Here is a 23,564-nt window from a genome sequence, read left to right as displayed (position 1 = left end):
CCCAGTTTCGAACCATTCCCAAGTAGCAACGTGCCGCCTTTGACATTCGTAATGCCGGAGAAGCCGGAATCATCACCAGTGAAGACCGTCGTGCCAGCAACCTGATTGATCGTACCAGCACCCGCTGTACCGCTGCTGATATTCGCGCGAACCGTCAGCCCGTCAGTGGTGTTGAAGTTCAAAGTACCGCCACTGGAAGCGCCATGACGACCGAACTTGATCCAGTCCACATTCAGATTGCCTGCCGCTTTTGCCGGCTGGCCGTCCCCACCACCAACATTAACAACGCCGGTTGCCCCCGGATAGGAAGCAATATCCAGTGACTCGTCGTTAATGCTGCCACCGTCATAAAGGTCCAGCCTACCGCTACCTTGCAGACCGATGAAAACTCCATTCTGACCATTCCATGCCGAGCCTTTGCCAGAAATAGAAATTACGCTACTTCCCTGCCAGTCTCCTGCTATGAGCTGATATCCGGCCACCTTTCCGCCATCGGAGATCGTTAGATCCCCATCCCCCCCAAAGCCAAGCAGAATTGTTCCATCGTGAGCATTGAGTGTCGAGCCTTGCCCTGTAACGGTAATATGGCCCGAGCTGCCAGGAGAATCGCCCACCACGGGGTAAAAATGCGCGTCTCCATGAACGTCCACGTAGCCACCATTGCTTACAGTAAGCGCGGAGCTATCACCTGAACTATTTCCCATCGTCAGAGTGCCATTGCTTAGCACAAGAGTCGAACCTGTGCCATCCACAGTGACCGACGCTGGGTTGTAACCATTACCCCGGCCTATATACAAGGCATCGGTGGTTACTTTACCCCCATCGCGAATTTCCAGTGTTCCACCACCATTATTCCCCACCGTCACGTCACTACCTGAATTATCCCAGTCTGCAACGCCACTTGGCGGCGGCGGAGTTACGCTTCCCGTATAGGAAATCGAAGGCTGGGCGAATGCCGGAGCGGCATACTGAGCCAGCGCACACAACACCGCCAGCACCACCACCTTGATGTTGATGCCCGAAACTGCGCGCACGCTTGCACCACAGCCCACCCTCTTCGCCTGACCATTCCCCCGACCAACGCTCTTTGCATGCTCCCCCACAGCTACGAGCATTCCAAGTCGCTTGCTGAATACAGTTCGATGTCGATTCTTGTTCACGTGCTAACTCCTTAGACCGGTCTCTTCATTTGGTCGTGGTGCCTGAAAGCTGCGCACCCACTCGTTCAATGGAAGCCCCCCCCAGCAAGCCGTCTTCTCAAACGCCCGGACATTCCGAAGTCGACAGGCAGCAAAAAGTAACGCGAAGGGCGAATGCCTTATACCCGTCGAGCGTAGAGGATGTCTTACGAGACCGCGGTTTGGATAAGTGGACTACTCGTTTGAATTGCCGCACGAGTTGCACTTTCAAAAGCGCAATCTCAATTAGGCGAAGGGCAGGAGTTTGCGATGCACGTCATCGCGGGATACCGCGAAATGAGGAAAAATGCGAATAGCCTCGCAAAATTCTTCGAAACGCTCGACTTGGTGCCACAGTTTGGCATTCCAAATATGCCAACCAGCCCTCAAGCAATTCGATCCAACAGGAAGAGATCGGTCTGTGCCGTAAATACGGCAGTTAAAGTGGCGTCGTCCGCGAGTTTTTGAATGCGTTCAATCGTGGCGGATTCCGGCACGTGCTTTGCCCCGTTGCAGGCCAGCAACTCGTCAATATAATTGGCCGGTGCATCGGCATTGTGTTCGTGTACACACGCGAGGCGCGCCTCAGGAGGCGATCCCGCCGCGCCCCTTTAGGGAACGTAGCGGCTCCACCAGGAGGCACTTGAGGGCAATACTCCGAACAGTTTGATGCGGCAGTCGCGAGCACGATTGTTCACGGATGATGTACCGGATTAACGACAACCACATCGGGCGTCCCCTTGAAGCCCTGGACATTGTCAGACAAATGTTCGTGCATCCAGTCCCCGCCGCATGCAGCCATTCCTGCAGCGCAATCCTCAAGAAACCGAGCGATCCTTCGCAACTCCTCCGGAGAGGCAACAAAGGAGACTTCGTGCAACTCGGAAAGCTCAGCATCGCCGCCAAAGGAATAACCGTAGATCTTCACTTGTCCTCCTATCGCTTCGAACCGCGCTCTGCAAATCGGCGAGGACGTTCTCGAATGGCTTGCGCAATCCGGAACCGACTGGGACGATCCCTGCGCGTCGAGCGTTACCGATGCAGACGCAGCACTCGCCTTGGCCCGTAGAGCAGGGATATGCATAGATATGGCTAAGACCGGCTCTGAGTAAGCTAACGCGTCCTTTCCTACTCTTGACGATGGTCGCAGCCTCATCATCGGCCTCTGCGTCAAGCTAACACTTACTCGTCGATGCGCAGGTCCTCGAGAATGGCGTGTCCGGCGCGATTCGATTCCCCACCTACCGGACAAACCATGCCGTTCGTTCCGTATCGGTGAGGGCGTTGCTTGTTGCTGCCACATGCGAGAAAGACACGAATATCAGGATGTGAATCGCTTACACCGGCTTTGGTTTGCCCATGCACAGCCAGCCACGCAGTGCGCTGCATAGGTAGCTGGGAGCATTTCGTAGCGGCGGGGGAGCGAGTGTCAAATGCATCAACAACTTTCTCGAATGCCCTGAAAACCTTCAGCAACCCGTCGGAAACGACCTCGATCATTGCGACCGTTTGCTACCGAAAAATGGAAACGCTTGCTGCGCGAGGAAGCCATCCGGCACATAATCCCCGACAACGCCGTACTTCCTTGGGAACGCGGCTTTCGATTTCACCGCGGTTCCGAAAATGCGATCGATAAAGGCAAAGTGTGCTGCGTAGTTTTTGTCAATAGCCTCGTCCTCCGACGAATGATGCCAATGATGAAAATCCGGGGTAACGAAGACGTATTTGAGTGGCCCCCACGGGAGGCGCACGTTAGTGTGGTTGAACACCGCCTGAAATCCCACGATGATAATGTAGACGTCAACCACAGACTTGCTGAAGCCAATGACGAAAAGCGGACCGAGCACAGCCACACGCGTCGCAACTACCTCAAGAATATGCTGTCGCGAGCCGGCGAGCCAATCCATTGATCTGACGCTGTGATGTACAGCATGGAATCTCCATAGAATCGGTACCTCGTGATAGGCCCGGTGCACAAGGTACTCCATCATGTCCGCCACTAGCATGCAAAGGAGCAACTGCGGAATGAACCACAGGTGCCGTACGAGCAACTGAAGCTTGGCACTGGCCAGCCAGCCAAACACACCGTGAACCAGGAGATTGACAACCAGAAGCACCAATCCGACTACTAGATGATTAACGGAAAAATGCACCATATCGGTTTGCCATTCAAAGCGAAAAACAGCTTGACTACGGTTGAGTGGAAACGCCTTTTCAATCATGACGAAGATGGTCGTTGACCCAAGCAGGTCGAGAATGAACCAATCAAGCCCGACGTAAGGCGTATGGTCTGGGAAGTCACCGACTGGAACATTTGCCCCACCCAACGCAATGGACGCGAGAACAATCACGAATGCCAATCCGTTGAGGCGACGGCGGTTTCCGAGCACGCAACTGGTCAGAGCCAAACCACCGGCCGCAAGGAGCGCACCAAATAGCATGTGCCGAAGCGTGCCAACGGAGTACACATGACGCAACTCCGGCGTGGTTAGATATTGCGGGTAATGGAAGGCGATCACGCCGAGTAGACTCAGCGAAGCGAGAACCAATGCAAAAATGGTGGCGATCAGTCCTTGCCCTACCTTCAGCGGACCGTTGGCCTTCGTCAGCTTCGATGCACTACTGAAGACGCGGTACGCAAAATACCGAAGCGTCACCTTGCCACAGTTGGCCTTGTCCGACGATGAGTTTTTGGCATTCATTTCGTTGTCTACTACGTTGAACTGACACTGCCTCTATGAACCGATGATCGAGTTCGAAAGTTGCGCTCCCACACCTCTTGGCAACGTCCGGCGAAATACTTCTATTACGTCGGAAGCGGCGAGCACCAACAGTATGGCCGCGCCCTACGCCCCAGTTCCCTAGAACGAATTTCGTCTCCTCGTGCAGCTTGGGTTCTTGACCAAAGACTGGCGATCGGAATATGACGATCTCAAGATGAGAGAATTTCGCCACGAGCAAACGATCAACGGCATGCATGCCCCGGAAGCCCGCGCGGCGCTGGACCGGAGCAGGACGAAAAGGCACCGCGGTCAATTCCCGTTGGAGCTTGAACATGGGCCAAAAGTGGCGTAGTAAATCATGAGTGCCCGACGAGCACCATAAGCAAAATCTAATTTCTCGCTATACCCCTTGAAGCTTGTCCGTGGCTGTCGATCGAAGTATCGAGTCAGACGGGAAGCTCACCGGCCGTGGAGTTACGTTAAGTATTGGTGCCTCCCCGGGGATCTAGACAGTGCTTCTTAAGCCCGATCTTTGCCGCGCGACCTTGCTTCAACAAGGTCATGGCGATGTGCCGCAAATGACGACGCTCAGCGCGACGCTCTTAGCTCCTACACGTCACTTCCTCCATGTCGGAAACTCGTCCGCCGCTCCAGCGTATAACGCCCTTTGGCCAAGACCGTCGATTACTCTCTGCGTCAGTTCGTTGGCCACCACGGCGACTCAATGATCTGCTTACCGAGCTTGGGTTGACAGACCATTGAGAGTCGAAGTTAAGACATCGACCAAATCTCAAACGCTGTTGCGCCCCATTTGTACGCACGGTTATTGAAAGCTGGCGCTTTCTCGGTGCTTCCAGCCGTACGGAATGTGAGGTCCGCAGCGTGTGGCTAAAATTCCGTGAATAGTGCTTCGATAGCGAACGATGCTCGGGCTCAAATTCATTGAACACGGGACGTCGTTTTGATCATTAATTGACGCCGCGGCACAGATAGCGGCACCACTCAAAGGACGTCAAATGGCCCACACTGCGGCGAATGCAGGCAACCGCTCTCCGTCGGCAACGGAACGCCTGAACGCGGAAATCAGAGACGTTGGAACGGAACAGTTCGTCTCATCGGGATATAAACCAGGCATCATTCGTCATATCGTCCTTTTTCGCTATAAGGACGAGGTCCGAGACTCTCAGAGGAACGAGGTCACCCAGCGCTTCGTAGCCTTGCAGCGATCATTGAGGAATGGCCGCGAATATATTGTGTCTATAGAAACTGGCACACAAACGAGTGGTGAGCAGGCGGATCATGGTCTTCAGCAAGCTTTCGTTGTCACCTTCCGCTCAGAAGGTGACCGCAACTTTTACGTCGGCCGACCGTTTGTGCAAGATGCCCAGTTCATTGATCTGCAACACGATCAGTTCAAGGACTACGTGACCCCGTTCCTCGATGGGGTCGTTGTTTTCGACTATTCGGTTTAGCTTTCCTAACTGACAACCTGCCTCATAATGAGCGTGGTGGAAGTGCCATACATGACTTTTCACCGGATTAGCTTGCTACCCATGGCAAAGAATATTGACGGTGCCACGAGAACCTCAATGATGCCCCCCTTACCAGACTGGAAGCGCGATTTTCATCAAGCGAGCGATGCGAAAGCCCATCTCCTCTACGTGGTGTTTGGGACCAACGTCGAGAATCTTGCTCTATCACGCTCAAAGTATCGATGCCAAGGCATCCCGGACGGCGTCGAACTTTTTTCATATGGTCGTGATCAGCACCCAGAAGTACTGGACTCGTTCTGCGACGGGACCGCCTGGGACAAGTTGACAGCCGAAGATCCAGTATTAGCAGGCCAAATCGCCGCCCAGATGGAATGCGTTGTTTTGCGAGGCATATTTGCGGACGAAACTACGCTCAATTATTTCCGCGATGTCGTAGGGTTGCTGACGTGTCTAATAGATAACGGTGGTACTGCGATTTATGACCCACTAAGCGTTACCTGGTGGTCACCTTCTGAGTGGAAGGCCAAAATTTTCGAGCCTGCTCTACCATCACCACACGAGCACGTGGTCATCTTGGTATCCGAAGAACGGGATGGGTTTCAGTGGTTCCACACCCGAGGCTTACTCAAATACGGCAGACCAGACCTAAGTCTGCACAGTGTGCCCGCTCGATACCGAGCAGCAGCAGTGGAATTGTTCAATCGCCTTATCACGTTCCAAGCGCACGGCGGTCTCATACCAGAGAAGCAGGAGATCGACATGCAGACGCTACCTGAAGGCATGGTCTGCGTGCATCAAGGCGACGAAAACGATCCGAATTTCAACAACGTCCACGTAGAGATCACTTGGCCGAACCACTCGATTTAGGCAAGTGCCCGCACCCATTTCATGGGGATGAACTCGCGTCTAGCATCTCAATGCCGGCGACCGACAGCACACCGACTCACAATCGAGCTAGTCGCCAGACCACGCCGCATGCCCCAGAACACCCAATTTGACATTTTCACCTCCAGCCGCCCCCTCCCTCCGAAATCACCCCAAATACGGGGAATTGCCGCATTTACGACCTGCTGACGGTGGACTTTGTCTGCGTTGCAGAGAAACTACCAGCTCGCTCGTTGGGTCCCGTGCCCACGAAGAGGAGAAGATGGACAATTTTGACGAGTCAATCCCGCCGTCGCGGCGCATCTTCCGCAGTCGCTGCCTTGCGACAAGATTCGCAGAAGTCGGTTTTCGATGGTTAGCCAAAGGCACGATGGTAGTTGCGGAAATCGTCGTCATCATCCTATCTGGCGGACTTGTGGACCTGCCCTCGACGCGCCGGCAATGGTCTGCGTTCTTGGCCATCATTTTGGTGATGGCCGCTGGCGTCATTGCATACTGCTACCTATTCCCAGCGCCACCACCAAGACCGCAGGAGAACGCCACGCCGCATTCACTGCCCCCCCTCCGCGAATATTGCGGTGGAAGGTATCCAACTGGCTGCGACGGATAATGAAGAATGGCATGCGCAGTTGGCCGAGGTGGAGCGAGAAATTGAAGGTAAAGACTGATGCGTAAATTGTTGATGCTACCGGCCGCAATGGCCGTGACTGTTGCGCTGACCGCATGCGCGGTAGGTGCTAACCGAGAGGCGCCCGCTCTGGATAGGGGAATAAACGCCGGCTGTGCTTCATCGCTGTATCCGAAGGGCGAACCGCCAAATACCCCGGAGGTGGGAAAGCGGGTCCAGGAGTGCCTCCAGACCGCCCACGTCCAGCGCGAAGCGTTCCAAAAACATGGGCAGAAGATTTTTCCGACTAACCCGGACCCGTCCGATGTCGCTATAACGAGGGAAGGCGTCCTGTACGGATGCGAGGCAGGCGAAGGAATTATGATTATGCGCGGCGACCGAGATACGGAGGCAACCTACAATTGCTTTATGGACACGGCACGCGCGCTCGGCGTGCCCGTTCACGCGCCCCAGTTTTAGCGCAACGCGTTCGATTACAACTGACGCCAGAACCAAATCACAGGACCATGATGGAGAACCCGGCTCGCCGGTCTTCACCTGTGAATTACACACATAACGCGCTCATCCGGCCAAGACGTCCAGCAAGAACGCCGCCGTGCAGCCGCGCAATGAACGATGGGGTCAGCTTCGCCTCCAGGTCAGTCGCGCAGTTCTCGCCTCCGTCGTCCCCTCTTCCATCCGTGCGACTAGCACCAAATTTTGCCCGCCGGAAACCTCTATGCGCCGCTTGAGCGTGCTTTCTTTCCAATTGGGAAATGCGCTTAGTTCGACGTGATGGCTGACTACGTCGCCATTGACAGAAAATGATCCCGCGTACGCGATCATCGAACCAAACGCAGCAGCCCGCTCCTCGGCGGAGGCATCCCACGGCCCGATCGAACTGAATTTCTGCCGACTCGCACTAAACAGCATGCACGCCATGCGATTGTCCGGATCATATTGGATGTACCCTTCGACATCCTTGCCCAGAGGGAAGATGTGCCGACCATCATCATAAAACTGCTCCCAAGCCACGATTTTCCAGCGACCAACGATATTTTCACGTGCGCACATAGCTAAAATCAAAAGATCTCGCGCTCGCCGGTAGCGTACCAGTGGAGCTTTCACGTAAGGTGGTCAACGCGATCAACGTACATCCTCGATCGCAGACCATCCCCGAATCAACTGAATTTTGAAAAAAGCTTAGGTACCATCGCACCTACACTGACTTCGTCCCAAGTGCGATTGATATCAGACGCGTAGTGGATCTCCTCCCTCAGCGCCCGTCGCTCGTCCTCGCTCAACTCATACTCCGAGCCTGCATTCCGTGCCGTCGCATAGTTGCGCTGAGCCATACCCATCTTTTTGAAATAAGCGTCGTAGCCCACAGCAAGCATCTCTTGGTTGTAAGCATCATCCATCTCGACATCGACCTCCGCCAGACTGTCTGGTTCGGCGAGGGCCAGCATGAACACTCTTTTCCCCTGGGCGATGAGCCAGCCACGGAAGTAATCAAAGCCGTCGTCGCTACAGCCGCCATTGATCACGTAGGCGGCAGCCCAAAGCTTGCTCTTGCACGATAGTTTTTGATACTCGGTGAAGATGTGCTTTCAGCGCATGATCTCGCCAACGCTCATACCGGCAAGCTTGTCCACCAATAGCGCGGCAACCGCAGCGGATGGGCTAGCCTCTCGACGAGCGTCATCGATCAGTTTCCAGAAAACGACTTTGTTCATCTATTGTTCCAATACCAGGAAATTGGCAAATAGAGTTGAAGTTTGCGACCGTCAGCCACGCCGCGAAGTAGAGGTCATTCGATGCGCATTCCGGCAAACCATCGCCTCTTTCTATGTTGACCCAGTCCTCTCAGTTACCCACATGCCCATCACTCAACTCCGATGAGTGCGCGCCTTCGGTTCAACGTGAATGGCGCTAGGAGTAAGCATCTGGAAAAGCCGCAGGTCCAGATAGAGTCTCCGACAGGATTTACGGCGCCCCTTCCAACGGAACTCGTTCCACATTGACTGTTATGTGGCGCGCCGCGCGCTTGACAGCCAACGTAACCCACGAATTGGGACGTCCTCGTACGAGGAAGACAACTTCTGGCAGCGAGAGCAACATGACTGGCGTGCCGTCCACTTCAGTGATTCGATCGCCGGCCATCAGTGATGCCTTATCTGCAGGCGATCCAGGAATAACGCCACTTACTTCAGCCCCATGATGGTCTTGAGACTCTTTGAGCAATACGCCAATGCCTACGACCGAGTCATCAGAACTTTGCAGTTGTAAATTCGATTTGATAGTCCAAACTTCACACGGGCCGTTGCACTGCTTCGTCGCAGCGACCTTCATTGGAATCTCGACTGACATGCCGTCCGGCCCATCGCCAACGCTCTCCGCGGCCAGGATACCGACGACCGTCACCTTCGTGCCAAACGCTGGCGTACCACACCGCCGCTTGTCAGGTTTTCCGTCTAGGTCCTCGCAGACTGCATAGCGTCCTGAGATAATCGCGGACTCCCCGATGCTCGAGGGCGATCGCAGTTTTGGTGCGATGTACGTGCCCGAGGTTCGGTTACCGTGAGCAATAGCAATGAGGTCCCCCAGAGGAGCCGCGACAGTGTCCGGTGCGAAAGGCAGCAAACCATCATGCTCCAACACTGCCAAGATGTGGGAATCCGACGGGCGTACGATAACTCGGCTTTCCCGACGTCCAGTACGATTTCCAAACATGACAGGCTGTTGGTCTCGAATCGACAACATGCGAGCACTGCCTTGGCATCCGCGATATGCCTCCTGACATGTTCGTGAAAATAGGTAGTGATTCCCCCCAAAACTGCCGATGAGCTCCGAACCGTTTTTCAGAAACAGAAACGGCTCGTCGTTGAATTCAAACGGACCGCCGGCCAGTGATGCAGCTTTAGGATAAAGCGCACTCGTCACGATGTTGAGAAAACGCCCCGTTTTTGCATCGAGTCGTACCAAGGCGACCAGCTCTTCGTCTTCGCTATTAGTTAGGTATGCATTCGCGTACACATATGCGCCGTCCTCCGTCAATTGCGCATAATGTCCAAACGATCGGAGCGTCAATCCCGAGACCATATCTTTCGATATACGAATCGACCTACCCCCGGCAGATCCATTCCCGCTAACGATGGCAAATGATGCCGAATATAGAACGAGGGTTTCGTCTCTGCTATCGCTAAAGAACAAACCACGAACCTCGTCAGGCACTTGCGCGTCGTCTCGCCCAATGCGGATGACAACAGGCTCGTTCTCGGTTGAGAAGCTGTATACGCTATGCGCTCGATAAGCAAGGCAATGCCCCCCGTTCGTCGCGACGATAGACGCAGCGGCGGGTGCATCGGCAGCAGGACGGACACCAAACATTAGTCGAGTTCGGCCCGTGATAAGGTCCTCAACCCAGAAGTGCTCGCCCCCCAGCTGCCCCTGTTCCCAGCCACAAGCGACGCCAGAATGTGAATTAAGATCAACTCCCCCCGTCATCGACTCGCCGATGAGCATCGGTTTCCTAGCCTCGCCGTCATTGACGACGTATAGCGCACCTCCGGAGTGGCCACGAATCAGAAACGTTGGCGATGCGCTCGACACGTGAGGCAGAAGCGAGAGACCAAAGACTACCGTGAACGCGCATGTTTTGAATAATCTGAGATACATCTCACGTCCTGATGAGTTGACCTTGCCATTCGGGCAAATATGCACTCCATTTGCCGGGAATGGTTCAGACTGTCTCCCCTGCATTGGAAGTTGGGAGATAGGTACGCTCGCACACTAATCTCTGCGACATAGGGCAAACAAGTGGCTCGCCGAAGCGCTCACCCCAAACCTCGGGATATCAAATACAGAACGCCATAATTCACAAGTCGCGCGGGAATGACTCCGGAACCCTATCCGATGCATCCATTGGGGTCCACCATCCATTGGGGGTCATCAACCACCGCACATCGGGTCGCGCGGTTTCCCGGAGTCGCGTGCAGTAAGTAGCGGCACACCGATGGATGAAACCTGTGGGATCGTTCAAAGCGGACGAGTTGATGTCCACACATGAAAGGGGCCCCGCACCGACGTTCAAACATCGTGCGGGTGAACTTGCGCTGAATCGCATTTCGGCGCATTGTGCCGATACTAGATGTGCTGAAGGGGCGACAAGCTCGGAAAACTCACAAATCTTGCACGCCTGGCTGACTGCCTCTTACTAATACATCGCAAGACTTTTCGTTCGCACAATAGGCGTCGGGCGGTTGACGACTTTTGCGAATGCGCCGTAGACGTGCCCACATGAGTTGCAGTGCGCCACCTCGAACCACGTGTCACCCGCCGAGCTCTGTTGCTCGCTCGGCGTACTCACAATGTGTTGAATGCCAAGCACCCCGCAATCAGGACACTTAGGAGCGCTATGCGATTTTTCCATTAAACAATCCTTTCCGTGTAGTTTATGAACACCGGCCCGAACATCAACCGGCCGCGCATTATCGTGCGGAAACTCGCTCCCGCCTTATGAGACAATATGATCTGCGGTTTATCTTGAATTCGCTCATCATCTCCTTCAAGCGAGCGGCTCGACACGTCGGCTAGGCGACGCAAAACTCCTGCATTCCCTCTATCAGATGGATCGCTTCGTCGAGCTTCTCCCTTGAGGGTAAGGGCCACCAATTCGAAAAAATGAGGGGTACGCACTCCTCGCTCGGACATCGATATTTGTCGCCGTTTGGTCAAAGCAGTTCGGGGGCAGTATCGTCAGAAGCATCAACCTTGCGTGGCGGGCTCAAAGCAATACATGCCGACAGGCTGACGTGCATACACGGACGAGCTTGGGAGCTTGGCCGAATTTAGGTGCCAGTTGCATTTCCGTCGATCCATTCATCGACAAATTCCTCTCCGAGCGTCGAGCCCGCAAGATGGGCCAGTGCCATTGACGCAAAATCATTACCATGTCGATTGCTCTCATATAGCGTAGCGCCGCAGGCCTCGCCCACAGCAACGAATACCGCCCACTTCCCGCGGGGTTCCTCTTGCCGAGCCTGAATCGATATTTGCAGCCCTCTATACGTGTACGAACGCGTGAGCCCGGTGCCCATCCTGTTATTTCTCCCGTGTTCCCAAAACGCCTAGCGTGGACCATCAACATGGCCACGACGAAAAAAGCCCATCAATGCAGATGGGCCGAAAAACCGCTAGCACTAGGGGGCACATCAGCACAATTCGGTCACGATAGTCTACGCAGCACAATTCCCACAAGAATCGTGGATTACCCGAAATTACCAAACACTCGTTTCAATATGCATGCTGATCGGCAACGGCCAAGCCGTGGCATAGAGGGAATTCGCACAATCCATGCGAAAGCGGAGTCGAGCGAATGTTGACGCTTACTATCAGCATCTGGTCAACGTGAAAAGGTATTTCCTATGCAAAGCACGAGCTCATCGGCCGAAAGTGCCGAGGTAACACGCTTCGCTCCACCCGCGATTTTCTTTCATTGGGCCGTCGCACTCCTCATCGTGTTCGCTTACGCGGCGATCATCGCAAAAGGTCAATTGCCGCGCGGCTCGGCCCAAAGGGATTGGGCAATGTCATTGCACATGTGGCTGGGCGTCGGCGTGCTAACTTTGGCGGTTCCGCGCCTGTTGTGGCGTTTGGTCTTCGGTGCACCGCCCGCACTCCCCGGTCAAAGTCGGTCCGTGCGAACCGCCGCGACGATGGCGCACCTCATGCTCTACGCTTTTATTTTCGCACAGCCCATACTCGGTTATCTCGCGAACAACGCCGCGGGTTACACGGTCGACATTCCTTCTCTCGGTGTTAGCTTACCTGCCTTGGTGGCGCCGAACGCAGCGCTAGCTAGATCGATTAAAGGAATTCACGAGACCGTCGGCAATCTCTTCTATTGGGTGATTGGACTTCACACACTTGCCGCACTCGTGCACCACTACTTCTACCGTGATGAGACACTGCGCCGTATGATCTGAAGCCAAAATACTTGGCTTAACGCCATCCATAGCGTACAGGAGCCCCGCTCCGGCGGGGTTTACTTTTAGGAGAGTGACCGAAATCGCACAGCCGGACGCAGTTCGTGCGAGTCAAGGGGAATTTTTCGATTTTCGGCGAGCTCAGCCCCCCCCCCAGAATGGGCCCGAAGACCTCGGGCACTTGGTGAACGCCTCGCGACAACCGTCAGGATGGTCGTTGGTTAATTTGGTACCCACCAATTCTGGTGAATACCACAATGGACAGCACATCAGACGAGCGCCGGACCATCGCGGGATACCAACAGCCGAACCTTCCGGCCGCCCTCAAGCAACGCTTCGTTGAGCAGTCATACGAGTCGGGCGCATCGACTGCGCTGATAGCTCGAGCCAACGACATCAACGCTCCCCTGCCGTTCAAGTGACGCCTGTAATTTCCGGCGGCGCGCATGGACAATTAGCCTTGCCGGCTTCGTGACACCGCCGTTCAACGGTGAAAAACTGCGCGCTCGGCCGTCTGCCCCCCAAGACAGTTCGTCCAAAAATGATCAGTAAGACCCAGAGAGGCAACCTCTCTCCAGTTTTGGAATGTCCACTTTCCGGGAACACGTCAGGGCCCGGACATTCCACTTAGCGCACTGCCTGAATTCGCGCGGCCACCTCTGCCTGTTCACGCATCATCGCCGTAGCAAAAAGCGTCCAACCAGCCATCGATATTTACACCGCCCTCGATCTGCCGATGTACTTCCCCACGCACGTTCGTTTTGAACGTGCTGTTCGCGCCATCTGAATGCCTTTGCAACGCGGGGCCAAGCGCGCTCACCGCACGCCCCAATTACTCGCTGATGTGAGCCCAGTCACCTAGCCACCAAGCGTGCTCAGGCGGTCGTGGTCGAAGCGCCTGCATTCCTGTTGAATCCACTCGGAGAAGATGGCCGTACGCCGGTCTAAGGGATCTCGTGAAAGCAACACATATCGCGCGGGCGACTTCACCGGCTTGCCGGAAATCGGCACAAGACGACCGCTCCGGATGTCGTCGTGTATCAGGGCGGTCCGTCCGATGGCGACGCCCTGATGGTTCAGCGCCGCAGTCAGCGCAAGACTTGAGAGGTTGAACTGCGGGCCGTCGATGTCCTGCGTGGTGCCCGGATGGTTCGCGTCCATCCACGTGCGCCATTCAACGAACTCCGTCGCGCCGTCCCATGGCGAAGCGTCGTGCAGGAACACGACATCGCGAAACGCCCCGTCATCCGTTAGCCCCGGGTGCGCGGCGACATATGCCGGCGTGGCCACGGCCACCAGAAACTCGTCGAGCAGCACAGCGGCTTTCACTTCCGAGTATTGCGTCGGGTCATATCGCACGGCGACGTCAATGTCGTCGGCGCGCATCGACTGCCGGTCGATACTCTGGAATTCCGCCTTCAGCCTGACCGAGACGCCGGGCTCCTGCCGATGGAAGTCAGTCAGTCTCGGCATCAGCCATTGCAGCGCGAAGGAGGGCAGGCAACTGACCTGCAACGGTGCGTTCGAAATACCCAGCCGTTGCAGCGTCACCGCAATATCGCCCAAGGCGCGCACGGTGACATCGAACAGCGCCTCGCCGTTCTCGGTGAGTTTTAGGCTTCTGGCCTGCCGCACGAACAGCACGTAGCCCAACCGGTCCTCCAGATACCGGATTTTCTGACTGACGGCGCTCTGCGTCAAGTTCAGCTCCCGTGCCGCCCGGGTAAAGCTCGACAATCGCGCCGCCGCCTCGAAATGCCGTAGTGCGCCCAAAATCGACGAGTCCAACTGCATAAGCATTAGTCCAGTTAATGTACTCATCAGAAGTCAACGCTGTTTTTGAGCGGCATCAGGCGCTAGGATTCCATGAGGTATTAAAGAACTCAGGAAAATCTGCCAACTATGTTCCCTTTGCTTCCACCTGGACTCGTATTGACTAGACTTCAATCCCGAACCCCGACACTGTGGCTGAACGACCGACTCGGCAGCACGCTTCGCACGTCGACGGGCTCGACCACCGAGATCCTTGAGGCCGAGGCACGCATGCGGCGCTGCGCACCGCTTCTGGCCGAGTTATTCCCGGAGCTGGCCACGACGGGCGGGGAAATCGAGTCGGCATTGATGTCCGCGGATGCGTTAAAACTGGCCTGCGCGGGCGGTCCGGTCAACGATAACAGTGCTTGGTTTCTCAAGCGGGACGACGCATTGCCGGTCGCGGGGTCCATCAAGGCCCGGGGCGGCTTTCACGAAGTGCTGGCCGTTGCCGAGCGCATCTCGCTCGAACGCGGTGTGATCGCTGCAGACGACGACCGTCGAGCGCTGGCCTCGCCGGCAGCGCGTGACGTGTTCGCGCAGTACACCGTTGCGGTCGGCAGCACGGGCAATTTGGGGCTGAGCATTGGCGTAATGGCGGCGGCGCTGGGCTTCGATTCGGTTGTCCACATGTCCGCCGACGCGAAAGCGTGGAAGAAGGCGCGGCTGCGCAATCGCGGTGTTCGTGTCGTCGAGCATGAAGGCGACTACGCGCACGCCGTCGCGGGCGGCCGGGCGCAGGCCGAAGCGCTCGAGCACAGTCATTTCGTGGACGATGAGCAATCGTCGCTCCTCTTCTACGGCTACGCCGCGAGCGCGCGACATCTCGCGTCGCAACTCGCCGCAGCGGGCCGGACCGTCGACGCGCAGCATCCGCTCTTCGTCTACCTCCCGTGCGGTGTCGGCGGCGCGCCGGGGGGCATCACCTTCGGGCTGAAAACGCTGTTCGGACCTCACTTGCACTGCTTCTTCGCGGAGCCGGTGGCTTCGCCCTGCATGCTGGTGCAACTCACGTCCGGGCGTGAGACGCCCGTGTCCGTCTACGACATCGGGCTCGACAACCGGACCGACGCCGATGGGCTGGCGGTAGGCGAGGCGTCGCATCTTGTCGCTCCGCTCATGGTCTCGCAGCTTTCCGGCGTGTTCACGGTGGCCGACGACGAACTCTTCGTGAACCTGCACACCCTAAAGTCTTGCCTCGACGTGGAGGTCGAGCCCTCCGCCGCGGCAGGTCTGAGCGGCCCGGACTGGGTACTCAACTCGGCCGAGGGCCGGGCGTACCTCCGTGCGCACGACATCGCCACGGATCAGGCAACACATGTGATCTGGTCCACGGGCGGCTCGCTGGTGCCGGCAGAAGAACGCGAGCGCTTCTACGAACGGGCCGAAGGGCTCGTGCGCGGTCGCGCGGTTACCGCACAAGTCAACTGAAATGCCGACAACAAGGTTCTATCGCAATAAGGCAGCGGATTCGAGAGAGATGAATGGCAGAGGGTAGTCGAAGTCGAGGCTGCAGAACTGGTTGACAACGGACGTGAGTTCGCCATCGGGGCAGTCCAGTCGCCCATTCTTGATTGTGAGCGGTCCAGTAACGACGTCTACCAAGGGCCTGGTGAAGGAGGAGCATAGGTGTAAACCTACTTCTGACGGGAATCAGATCACCCAAGACTCCGTACCATGAACAGACGGTCCGGATGAAGGGCTTACACTGACAACGTTGTCGGATCGGAACTCGCGCGCGTGCCCCAGGAGTGCCCAGACACACAGAGCAGGGGCTCGTAAACTGCGCCGCATGTCGAACATGCGCCGAACTTCTTGACGATGTTGAAACTTTGCAAGCGTTGCTACTCAAGGCTCGTGCTCAGCTTGCTGAGCGGGATCTAGAGGTCGAGCAGGTCAATACGCAACTCGACAAGCTCAGGCGTATGCAATTCGGGCGCCAATCCGAGCACTTGGACCGGGAGGTTGGCTTGAGGACTTGACGGGCAAGCGCGGCGTCACTGATGTTCAGCGCGCCCGCCAATCACGCGCGGGCACACTGGGAGCGCCGCATCTCTGAAAGAAGCGCTACCACCGCATCTGCCACGCGAAGAACGCGTGCTGGAGGCTGACTCAGCATGTCCAAATCGCGGCAGCGCGATGCAGTCCGTCGGAGAAGACGTGGCCGAGCAACTCGCCCGGGTCGCGGCAATATTCAAGGTGACTCGTACGATCCGGCGCAAACCGGTTTGTCCATGCGGCGACCATTTCTCGCAGCCACCAATGCCCCAGCCTGCCGATAACGTGCGACATCGCCCATCCGATCCTGATGGCCGACATCCTCCTCCGAAGTACGCGGACCACGCCCCCTTGTATCAACAATAGCAGATTGCCGCGCGCGACGGTGTGCAACTCGCCCCGGCAAGCATGGGCCGCTGTGGCGACCAGTACGACCCCTTTGCGACGCGCTGACCGAGGCATGGCGCCGCTACTCGAGGGCACCGCCGAAGCTACACGCGGATGACACACCAATCCCGGCACTTTAGCCCGGCAAGAAGACGGAAGACGGGGCGGCCTATGGGTGTATGTGCGCGACGACACCCGTTCGGGCTCCACCGAACCGACCGCAGTGTTATTTGTTTACGCACCCGACCGCAAGAGCATCCGCCCCCCCCCAACCCCATTGGCCGAATTCGAGGGTATCTTGCAGGCCGACGCTAACACCGCTTTTGACGAACGGTATGAGAGCGGCAAGATTCGCGAGGCGGCATGCTGGAACCACACGAGGTGAACATATGCGACGAGCATGTCCAAACGCCTCCCGCAGCGCCCCGGCAGGTGATCGAACTCATCGGCGGGCTCTACGACATCGAGGCGGACATCCGCGGCAAACCCGCCGCGCAGCGACTGCGCGTGCGGCAGGAGAAACTCATGCCGCAGGTGACGACCATCTAGATGTGGGTGACTGACGAACTCGTCACGCTGTCGAAGAAATCCGGTTTGGCCAGAGCGATCCGCGATTTGCCGGTGGGATGCCCTCGCGCCGTACTTCGGAGAAGGCTACGCCGAGATCAGCAACGCTCTGGCCGAAAACGCGATGCGCTGCGTGAGTCCAGGGCGCAAGAACCTCCTTTTCGCCGACGCCGATAGCGGCGGGGGAGCGCGCAACCGCCATGTGAAGGTTGATCGGCACGAGCAAGCTCAACGCAATCAACCCGCACGCCTATCCAGAGGCTGATTGCAAACCAGCGAACCCGAGGGCGCCTGATATCTAATCATGCCTCACATACGCGCCGCATTGCGAACGGCCTTCGCGAGGTGTTTGCGGTATTTGGGCGCGTAGCCCTTTTTGCCCAAAGACGTTATTCGCAGTCATCCTCGCGTCGCGCAGGCCGATCATATGCATCCAGTGCGAGTAGGATCATCCAGACAACGACAACAAAAACTGAAAGGGACCCAACAAGGCCGACAATATTCTGCATAGTCGCCGTCATCACCGCTTCCCGCAGCATTTGCTTGATCTCACATCGAAGTGAGCCCCGCCCTTGTGAGGGTTGGTCGTTCGCCGTGCTCCGGAATATCCACCCTTCACATGGCAAACGATGGGAATCGCCAACGGAATCGGCATGGATGCGATAAAAACAAGCATTACGCACGATCTTGAACCAAAGGAAAAACAGGTACTCATTTCACTCACTTTCTACGGCACGTCCAACGTTTTCAGCCATGTCACTCGACTCCATTTGCCCGTACAGCACATCGCAGAGCAACACCATGAATTCAATGCAGCCATAGCCAACCACAATCGTCACAAGAATCGTACCCAAATTATCAGTATTCATCCCTATCCTCTTATTGCCGTCACGGGTTTTCTCGTCCTCTGCACCCACCCGCCGGAGCAAACAATCCACTTCGTCTAAAATCGACATCCTGTCGTGCACTGCCACGGCGTGGCGATGCCGCGATCATCACCTTCCGCTTTGCCTCCGCTGCACCCCAACCGCTCTATTGCGAACTGCGAGAAATTCCTTTTACCCACATTTCCGGCCCGAAACACATCCTTGGGTCAGCCCCGACACGATGAGCGGCGCCTTCATCTTGAGTCCTTCATAGACCGTGACTCAGAACATCAGGGCAGCCAGTGCGGCTACCGCAAGAACAACAGCTATCACCGCTAGAGAGATCGCTATCTCCAGAAGCGACGCTTGCATTAGCGAGCGCAACCGCCGCACTCGTGCTCTCCAATTTGTTGACATATCCTTTCCTGCTCACACTCCGTGCAATTGTTTGGATAGCAATGAGAAGATATAACACTCCTTGCAAACCTCCCAAACGAGATCTTTCGCAGATATTGCGAAGAGCAGATGACCGGGTGTGCGGCCCTGAGGCCGGCAGACTCGCATTTCACCGGAGTTGGCGCATGCCGGAGAAGTGAACCGTAAACGAATCGCCGACAGGGTCAATAGCGTCGCGGATAGGCCCCTCCGCGGCTCGATGGCGTTGTCCGAGATTCGGTCAGGCGTTGATGAACCAACATCTGGAGGTTGAAACCGGGGTCTTAGCCATCATCACTTCGACGGTGCACGCAAACCATGCCCCGCGACAGGGTTCGGACGTGAGCCGCGTATCGGCATCAAAACCGCTCAGCAGACACGCAATCCTCGATGTCCCTGTGGGGTAGGGGGATTATCCAGATAAGGGGACACAAATGAGTGGATGACCAAGGATTCCGGACCGACGTCGAGCAAACGAACTGTCAGCAGATTTCGAGGCTAATTGGGGCTACTTTGGCAGGTAGCGGCCGTCGTGCTCGGACCAGCGATATGTCTTTCGCCACGCCCCCTTTCTCTGGCGCAGTTGCAGATCGTGAAAGCCCTCGGTTTTCGCCGCCAAAACGTTCAAAACGTTGCTCGCGTCATACATGTCGTGATTGCGTGTACCGTCTGGGTTCCAGTCCCCAGCAATCATCTCGAAGTACATCATGGGCGCCGCAAACACCACTTTCAATTCATTGCTGTCGATGCGAAACAGATACAGAGCCTCAAACGAAGCGCTTCCGCCCGCGTAGCCGTCGCTCCAGCCAGCGCGAACACCGAAGGCCGGCTCGTCATCTTTGATGCGAAATGCCGCGAGATCAAACCGCAACCAATTGTCAGGCAGAACAGCATCGTCATCGTCAGCATGCGGAACGTCAATATCACTATCGACCCAATCTGTCGGCGTTTCGATTGGTGCGAAAGTTCTCGCAATCAGGCGCGGACTCCCTCCGCTGACACGCTCGAAAACGCCGAACCAAGCCTGCGCACTTTCGGTCCGACACTCATCGCTCTTGCGCATGTGCGCAGCTTCTTCACCTGAGTGTGCCAAGCAGACAATGGCAACAAAAGAATCTGGCCGTGCTGACCACGGCTTGGCACCGGCCAGTACCAAACGAGCAGGATCGCTTCCAGGAACCAATGCCGACTGCAGCAAGCTCGCAGTAAAACCGTCCGGCAAATGAATCCCAAGGCCGTCATCGCGTGCTTCGCCCGACATCTCGAAGTCGAAGGCCGCCTTTGCCTCTGGGGTACTGAACTCACTTCGCGCACCGTCGATCGAGTGCGCCTTACCGGCTGCGCAGGCAAACGGCAACATTAGCGGAGTGAGCGCAACTAAGGTTGCAACAGTTCGAAGAATTCTCATGATTATTTGAAAACTGGCAACAAGTCGTCCTGAACAACCCGTACGGCACCGGCCATAGATCACTTTCCCGTCTTCGCTCGGCCGTTTAGCAGCAAAGACGATAAGATCGTCGCCTACATCCGGCTTTGACCTATTCACCCGCCGTCTCTTGCCGTTACGGCATCGCCTTCCACCTTTCGGTAGGAAGCGCATCGATCCCACGCATCGCTTAGTATTAGCACTGTCTCGACAATGCCGTAACCGATTGCGAAAACCGCGATGACAATTCTCCAGGCATTGGCAATCATCAATCTTCAAGCGAAGCCTCTACAGCTTCTCGCTTCTCCTTGTTCACTAGCGTGTCGTCTTCGAACCCCGGGCACACGTCTACTTCGTCGTGCACAGCCCACAACATGGCAGTTCTCTTACCGCCGGCCGCCACACGATAGATCTCGCCGCTAGTCATCGTGATTCTGGTTCGGTCGTCCGTGACCCGAGAAATTTCCTTGGGTTCGCACTCATTTGCACTCGACAATCTCGAGACAATTAACAGGACCACGACCAGCGCAAAGCTCGCCTTGCTCTTTCCCCTCACTCCGCCCTCCCATCAGCACCCGCTATGTCCGCTCAAATGTGAGAGATTTCGATACGCTCTCAGCCCACCGTAGGCAATCATGACGTATAGCACCCTTCAACGGCGTCTCGAATGAGACAATCCTTGCATGCGGTATGCGGGTGTGAAAAGGATGTCGCTGGAGCCGTCCCGCAGTTCACCTCGCTGGCGAACCGAGGAGTTCTTTCACGTTGGGGTTTGGACATCGTCCCACGCAGCCCGGAGGAACGATGCCAGCCAGTTCAATGCGTGATGCCGCTCGCGAATGATGCCTTCGTGTATGCCATTCGGTGGGCTCATTCCCTTCTGCCGCGCCTGCACAGCCAACCAGTGCAAGCAGAAATGTTCATCTAAAACGTCGAGAATTTCTGCAGGTTGCCGTAATCTCGGCCTAGAGCGGGTGTTGATTCTTGCTCCACTTTGAACAACACGAACGAGAGCCTCCGCGTCGCAAACGTGGACTGGTTCCGGCAACGTTTCGACCAATTCCAAGACCCACGCAAGCACTTGGAGGGCTTCGTAGCGCCAAACAAAATTAATCAGTAATTGCTCCTCCGGGGCAGCCGTCCGTAAGAATTCCGCCTCAAGTGGGCTGAGTGCATCAAATCCCGCCGGGAATTCCATGCGAAGCCGATCAATAAGCGGATTCCCTTTCGTGGCTAGCGCTTCACCTTGCAACGCCACTATCAAAAGGGCTTGTGCGCGCAATGCGACCTCACGCGCGGAACGAAAAGCGTCAATTCCCGCACAGATACGACTGGAGGCAGAGTTCGTGGCACATGCAATCCGCACTTCGCAAGTCCCTCGAGTACCCGCTCACGTCGAGCCTGCGCCTCTTCAGGAAACGGGACCTCTCCATCCGTACCCAGAGAATCCCCAGTAGTTGCGGAGACGAGCAATCGACCGATCGGATCCCTAACGGTAGAATCCGGCCAGATGACGATCGCATTTGCGCCCCTTGCCCATTCGGAGAAAGAACGAAATTCAGACGTTTCGATGTTCGCACACAGGTGCACCTGTGTGCGTTGCACATGCCGAATGCACTGATATAGCTTCGACGTCATAACGGCACCACGCCTCGAATACAAGAGGCCAACGACATCGTCGAGATGCGGTGCAAACTCAGGGGCGACCAAAGTTCGGCACGAAATCAGTTTGTGGGTAAACGGAAGGTCTGGCGGCTCAGAAACAGTGCAATATGCGTTAATTAACACGTGAGGCGACTTGGGTTCCGAGACTGACGACCTAAGTATTCGTCGAAAGGATTGTAAGAACATGTCCGGGCAGAACAATCGATGAAATCTGCCGCTGACCGGTGGCACGCACATGTGCGTCTACCCCACAATAGGCTGTTCGCGCCCCGTTCAGCAAGCTACTGGTTGGCAACCCAGCTCAAGGTACGTCAAGGCGCAGCCCAAAAGTCGAGGGACTTCTTGCCGAGCCATTGGCCCTCTAACTCGTCACCTTTGACCTCGGCTCGAATCAGCGGTTTGGGCGTATCGCCGCTGTCGAATTCGCTCAACTCTACGACGTTGCCAATCACCTTTCCGCTCAGCGAGATAGGCGTGCGGTACTTGTCATAGAAGTAGCTGCCGTCCAGCGAGTCGTCGTTGTAGCGCCGGGACAAATACAGTGTGATGGCGGCCTTCCCCACACGGCCTTGCAAAATCTGTCCATACGGATCGACTTGTGGCGCAACCTTCGGGCCACTCATTAGTAGGTACTTGCCGTAAGCAGTAAAATACGGCGCGAGATCAGCGATTTTGTAAGTGACCTTCTGGTTGCCGACATCGTCCAACGCACGCATCGCGTGGTTGCTGCAGCGCTCATACAGAAAGGTGATGGACTCACCTTCTATTTTTAGAGTTGCATCGGCCAATTTGTAGTATTTTCCATAATCTGGAATTGACTCTAGGCAGCTCTCATACATGCCGATGGTTGACGCAATGCGCTCCTCTTCATCGTCCTGTCTGTTGTTTTGGCGAGGCTTCGGCCAAGGTGTCGCGACGCCTTTCAGCTTGCGGTTGGCGACTGCGGTCTTGTTTAGACTCTCGATGGCTCTCCTGTACTCAAGCGTGCGTTTCGTTGAGTTCTTCTGTAGGAGCTTCGCGCCGCCTGACGGTGTGAATATGTCGGACGCGAAGATCACCCGCCCTGTGGTTGCATCGAAGTTGTACTGCCTCCCGTAATGCTCGCAATAGGCACCGCAGCCCTCGGCTTCGACTTCGAGCGCCAAGATTCGATCGTCGTTGCGAAACACCGAGAAGCCGAATTCAGAGCTACCTTGCGAGGTGCCGTCCGCATCCTTCGTCAGTATTATTTCGTCGGAATACCTGGCTGGGGCCGGCCCCTCGACCATGTCGAGGAAGATGAGATTGTTGATGCGAGCGTCACGCCTGGTATCACCGGATTGGGCGTATGGCAACGAGCCTTGCAGCGAGCCCTTGTACGTGATCGTCTTCACTGCGATAGGTGCTGATGGGGCCGCAACCACGAGGGCTGACGACGCGGTGGCAATACAAGCGAAGAAGACGCGGATGAACATAATGATCGTTTGAGAAGATGAGAATTTTTGTGCCATTGTCGCCCCCTATTCGCGCCCCCATGCCAATGGAGTTCAAGACCG

At 56.2% G+C, this 23,564-nt stretch carries 23 protein-coding genes; 10 read left to right on the top strand and 13 right to left on the bottom strand.

Annotated features, from left to right (window positions below):
• From PAN31117_RS26175 to PAN31117_RS26160, 4 genes are all read right to left on the bottom strand, one after another.
• Nucleotides 1–1,160: ESPR-type extended signal peptide-containing protein (locus PAN31117_RS26175; protein ID WP_281349261.1), on the bottom strand; the 1,160-nt coding region annotated here is incomplete at its 3' end.
• 712 nt (nt 1,161–1,872) lie between these two features.
• A complete protein-coding gene (locus PAN31117_RS26170) occupies nt 1,873–2,106 on the bottom strand; it encodes an Imm32 family immunity protein (RefSeq protein ID WP_150740771.1) in 234 nt (77 codons plus the stop codon).
• 254 nt (nt 2,107–2,360) lie between these two features.
• Entirely contained in the window at nt 2,361–2,678 is a 318-nt protein-coding gene (locus PAN31117_RS26165; RefSeq protein WP_150740770.1) for a hypothetical protein, read from the bottom strand.
• Entirely contained in the window at nt 2,675–3,880 is a 1,206-nt protein-coding gene (locus PAN31117_RS26160) for a sterol desaturase family protein (protein WP_150740769.1), read from the bottom strand. The genes PAN31117_RS26165 and PAN31117_RS26160 overlap by 4 nt, the downstream gene beginning before the upstream one ends.
• A 1,037-nt stretch (nt 3,881–4,917) precedes the next feature.
• Between PAN31117_RS26160 and PAN31117_RS26155 the strand changes: the two genes are divergently transcribed.
• On the top strand, nt 4,918–5,373 hold the full coding sequence (locus PAN31117_RS26155; RefSeq protein WP_150740768.1) for a Dabb family protein: 456 nt from the start codon (nt 4,918–4,920) through the stop codon (nt 5,371–5,373).
• Nucleotides 5,374–5,454: 81 nt separating this feature from the next.
• Entirely contained in the window at nt 5,455–6,261 is an 807-nt protein-coding gene (locus tag PAN31117_RS26150) for a hypothetical protein (protein WP_150740767.1), read from the top strand.
• 1,267 nt (nt 6,262–7,528) lie between these two features.
• On the opposite strand, the gene PAN31117_RS26145 is transcribed toward PAN31117_RS26150, so the two are convergent.
• From PAN31117_RS26145 to PAN31117_RS26135, 4 genes are all read right to left on the bottom strand, one after another.
• Nucleotides 7,529–8,014 carry a lipocalin-like domain-containing protein gene (locus PAN31117_RS26145; RefSeq protein WP_217429738.1) on the bottom strand — a complete coding sequence of 162 codons (486 nt, stop codon included), beginning with the start codon at nt 8,012–8,014 and terminating at the stop codon, nt 7,529–7,531.
• 53 nt (nt 8,015–8,067) lie between these two features.
• Entirely contained in the window at nt 8,068–8,490 is a 423-nt protein-coding gene (locus PAN31117_RS26140) for a DUF4240 domain-containing protein (protein ID WP_150740766.1), read from the bottom strand.
• A gap of 6 nt (nt 8,491–8,496) precedes the next feature.
• The gene (locus PAN31117_RS27385) at nt 8,497–8,622 is read right to left on the bottom strand and encodes a DUF4240 domain-containing protein (protein ID WP_217426854.1); all 126 of its coding nucleotides are present in this window, start codon (nt 8,620–8,622) and stop codon (nt 8,497–8,499) included.
• A 250-nt stretch (nt 8,623–8,872) separates the two neighbouring features.
• Entirely contained in the window at nt 8,873–10,411 is a 1,539-nt protein-coding gene (locus PAN31117_RS26135; protein ID WP_174991149.1) for a PDZ domain-containing protein, read from the bottom strand.
• A 1,901-nt stretch (nt 10,412–12,312) separates the two neighbouring features.
• On the opposite strand from PAN31117_RS26135, the gene PAN31117_RS26125 reads away from it, so the two are divergent.
• Complete coding sequence (locus PAN31117_RS26125; protein WP_150740763.1) at nt 12,313–12,873, top strand: cytochrome b; 561 nt, start codon at nt 12,313–12,315, stop codon at nt 12,871–12,873.
• A gap of 257 nt (nt 12,874–13,130) precedes the next feature.
• On the top strand, nt 13,131–13,295 hold the full coding sequence (locus PAN31117_RS27315; RefSeq protein ID WP_174991147.1) for a hypothetical protein: 165 nt from the start codon (nt 13,131–13,133) through the stop codon (nt 13,293–13,295).
• Between the two features lie 436 nt (nt 13,296–13,731).
• On the opposite strand, the gene PAN31117_RS26120 is transcribed toward PAN31117_RS27315, so the two are convergent.
• A complete protein-coding gene (locus tag PAN31117_RS26120; protein WP_246189264.1) occupies nt 13,732–14,673 on the bottom strand; it encodes a LysR substrate-binding domain-containing protein in 942 nt (313 codons plus the stop codon).
• Between the two features lie 102 nt (nt 14,674–14,775).
• Here PAN31117_RS26120 and dsdA point away from each other — a divergent pair, with 102 nt between their 5' ends.
• The 6 genes from dsdA (at nt 14,776) to PAN31117_RS26105 (ending at nt 18,584) form a co-directional block, all read left to right on the top strand.
• Nucleotides 14,776–16,116 (top strand): D-serine ammonia-lyase, encoded by a 1,341-nt coding sequence (dsdA, locus tag PAN31117_RS26115; protein ID WP_150740761.1) that lies wholly within the window; start codon nt 14,776–14,778, stop codon nt 16,114–16,116.
• 708 nt (nt 16,117–16,824) lie between these two features.
• Nucleotides 16,825–17,049, top strand: coding sequence for an IS66 family transposase zinc-finger binding domain-containing protein (locus PAN31117_RS27640; protein WP_246185896.1), 225 nt, complete (start codon nt 16,825–16,827; stop codon nt 17,047–17,049).
• A 196-nt stretch (nt 17,050–17,245) separates the two neighbouring features.
• Nucleotides 17,246–17,455, top strand: coding sequence for an IS66 family transposase (locus PAN31117_RS27635; RefSeq protein ID WP_306440208.1), 210 nt, complete (start codon nt 17,246–17,248; stop codon nt 17,453–17,455).
• A complete protein-coding gene (locus PAN31117_RS27630) occupies nt 17,434–17,619 on the top strand; it encodes a hypothetical protein (RefSeq protein WP_246185900.1) in 186 nt (61 codons plus the stop codon). Before PAN31117_RS27635 ends, PAN31117_RS27630 begins: the two co-directional genes overlap by 22 nt.
• A gap of 10 nt (nt 17,620–17,629) precedes the next feature.
• Complete coding sequence (locus PAN31117_RS27770; protein ID WP_306440209.1) at nt 17,630–17,902, top strand: IS66 family transposase; 273 nt, start codon at nt 17,630–17,632, stop codon at nt 17,900–17,902.
• Nucleotides 17,903–18,266: 364 nt separating this feature from the next.
• Complete coding sequence (locus tag PAN31117_RS26105; protein ID WP_150740760.1) at nt 18,267–18,584, top strand: hypothetical protein; 318 nt, start codon at nt 18,267–18,269, stop codon at nt 18,582–18,584.
• A gap of 862 nt (nt 18,585–19,446) precedes the next feature.
• On the opposite strand, the gene PAN31117_RS26100 is transcribed toward PAN31117_RS26105, so the two are convergent.
• The 4 genes from PAN31117_RS26100 to PAN31117_RS26090 all read right to left on the bottom strand — a co-directional run bounded on the left by PAN31117_RS26100 (nt 19,447) and on the right by PAN31117_RS26090 (nt 23,519).
• Nucleotides 19,447–20,346: a hypothetical protein gene (locus PAN31117_RS26100; protein WP_246185891.1), complete on the bottom strand. Its 900-nt coding sequence runs from the start codon at nt 20,344–20,346 to the stop codon at nt 19,447–19,449.
• Between the two features lie 286 nt (nt 20,347–20,632).
• Nucleotides 20,633–20,791, bottom strand: a complete 159-nt coding sequence (locus tag PAN31117_RS27310; RefSeq protein ID WP_174991145.1) for a hypothetical protein — start codon at nt 20,789–20,791, stop codon at nt 20,633–20,635.
• Between the two features lie 333 nt (nt 20,792–21,124).
• Nucleotides 21,125–21,730, bottom strand: a complete 606-nt coding sequence (locus tag PAN31117_RS26095) for a DUF4272 domain-containing protein (protein WP_150740759.1) — start codon at nt 21,728–21,730, stop codon at nt 21,125–21,127.
• Between the two features lie 610 nt (nt 21,731–22,340).
• The gene (locus tag PAN31117_RS26090) at nt 22,341–23,519 is read right to left on the bottom strand and encodes a hypothetical protein (protein ID WP_150740758.1); all 1,179 of its coding nucleotides are present in this window, start codon (nt 23,517–23,519) and stop codon (nt 22,341–22,343) included.
• Between the last annotated feature and the right edge of the window lie 45 nt (nt 23,520–23,564).

Origin of the sequence: Pandoraea anapnoica (assembly GCF_902459765.1) — a bacterium.
Lineage (GTDB): Bacteria > Pseudomonadota > Gammaproteobacteria > Burkholderiales > Burkholderiaceae > Pandoraea > Pandoraea anapnoica.
The sequence above is the reverse complement of the archived record's forward strand: the minus strand, read 5'-3'. Positions and strand labels throughout refer to the sequence as shown.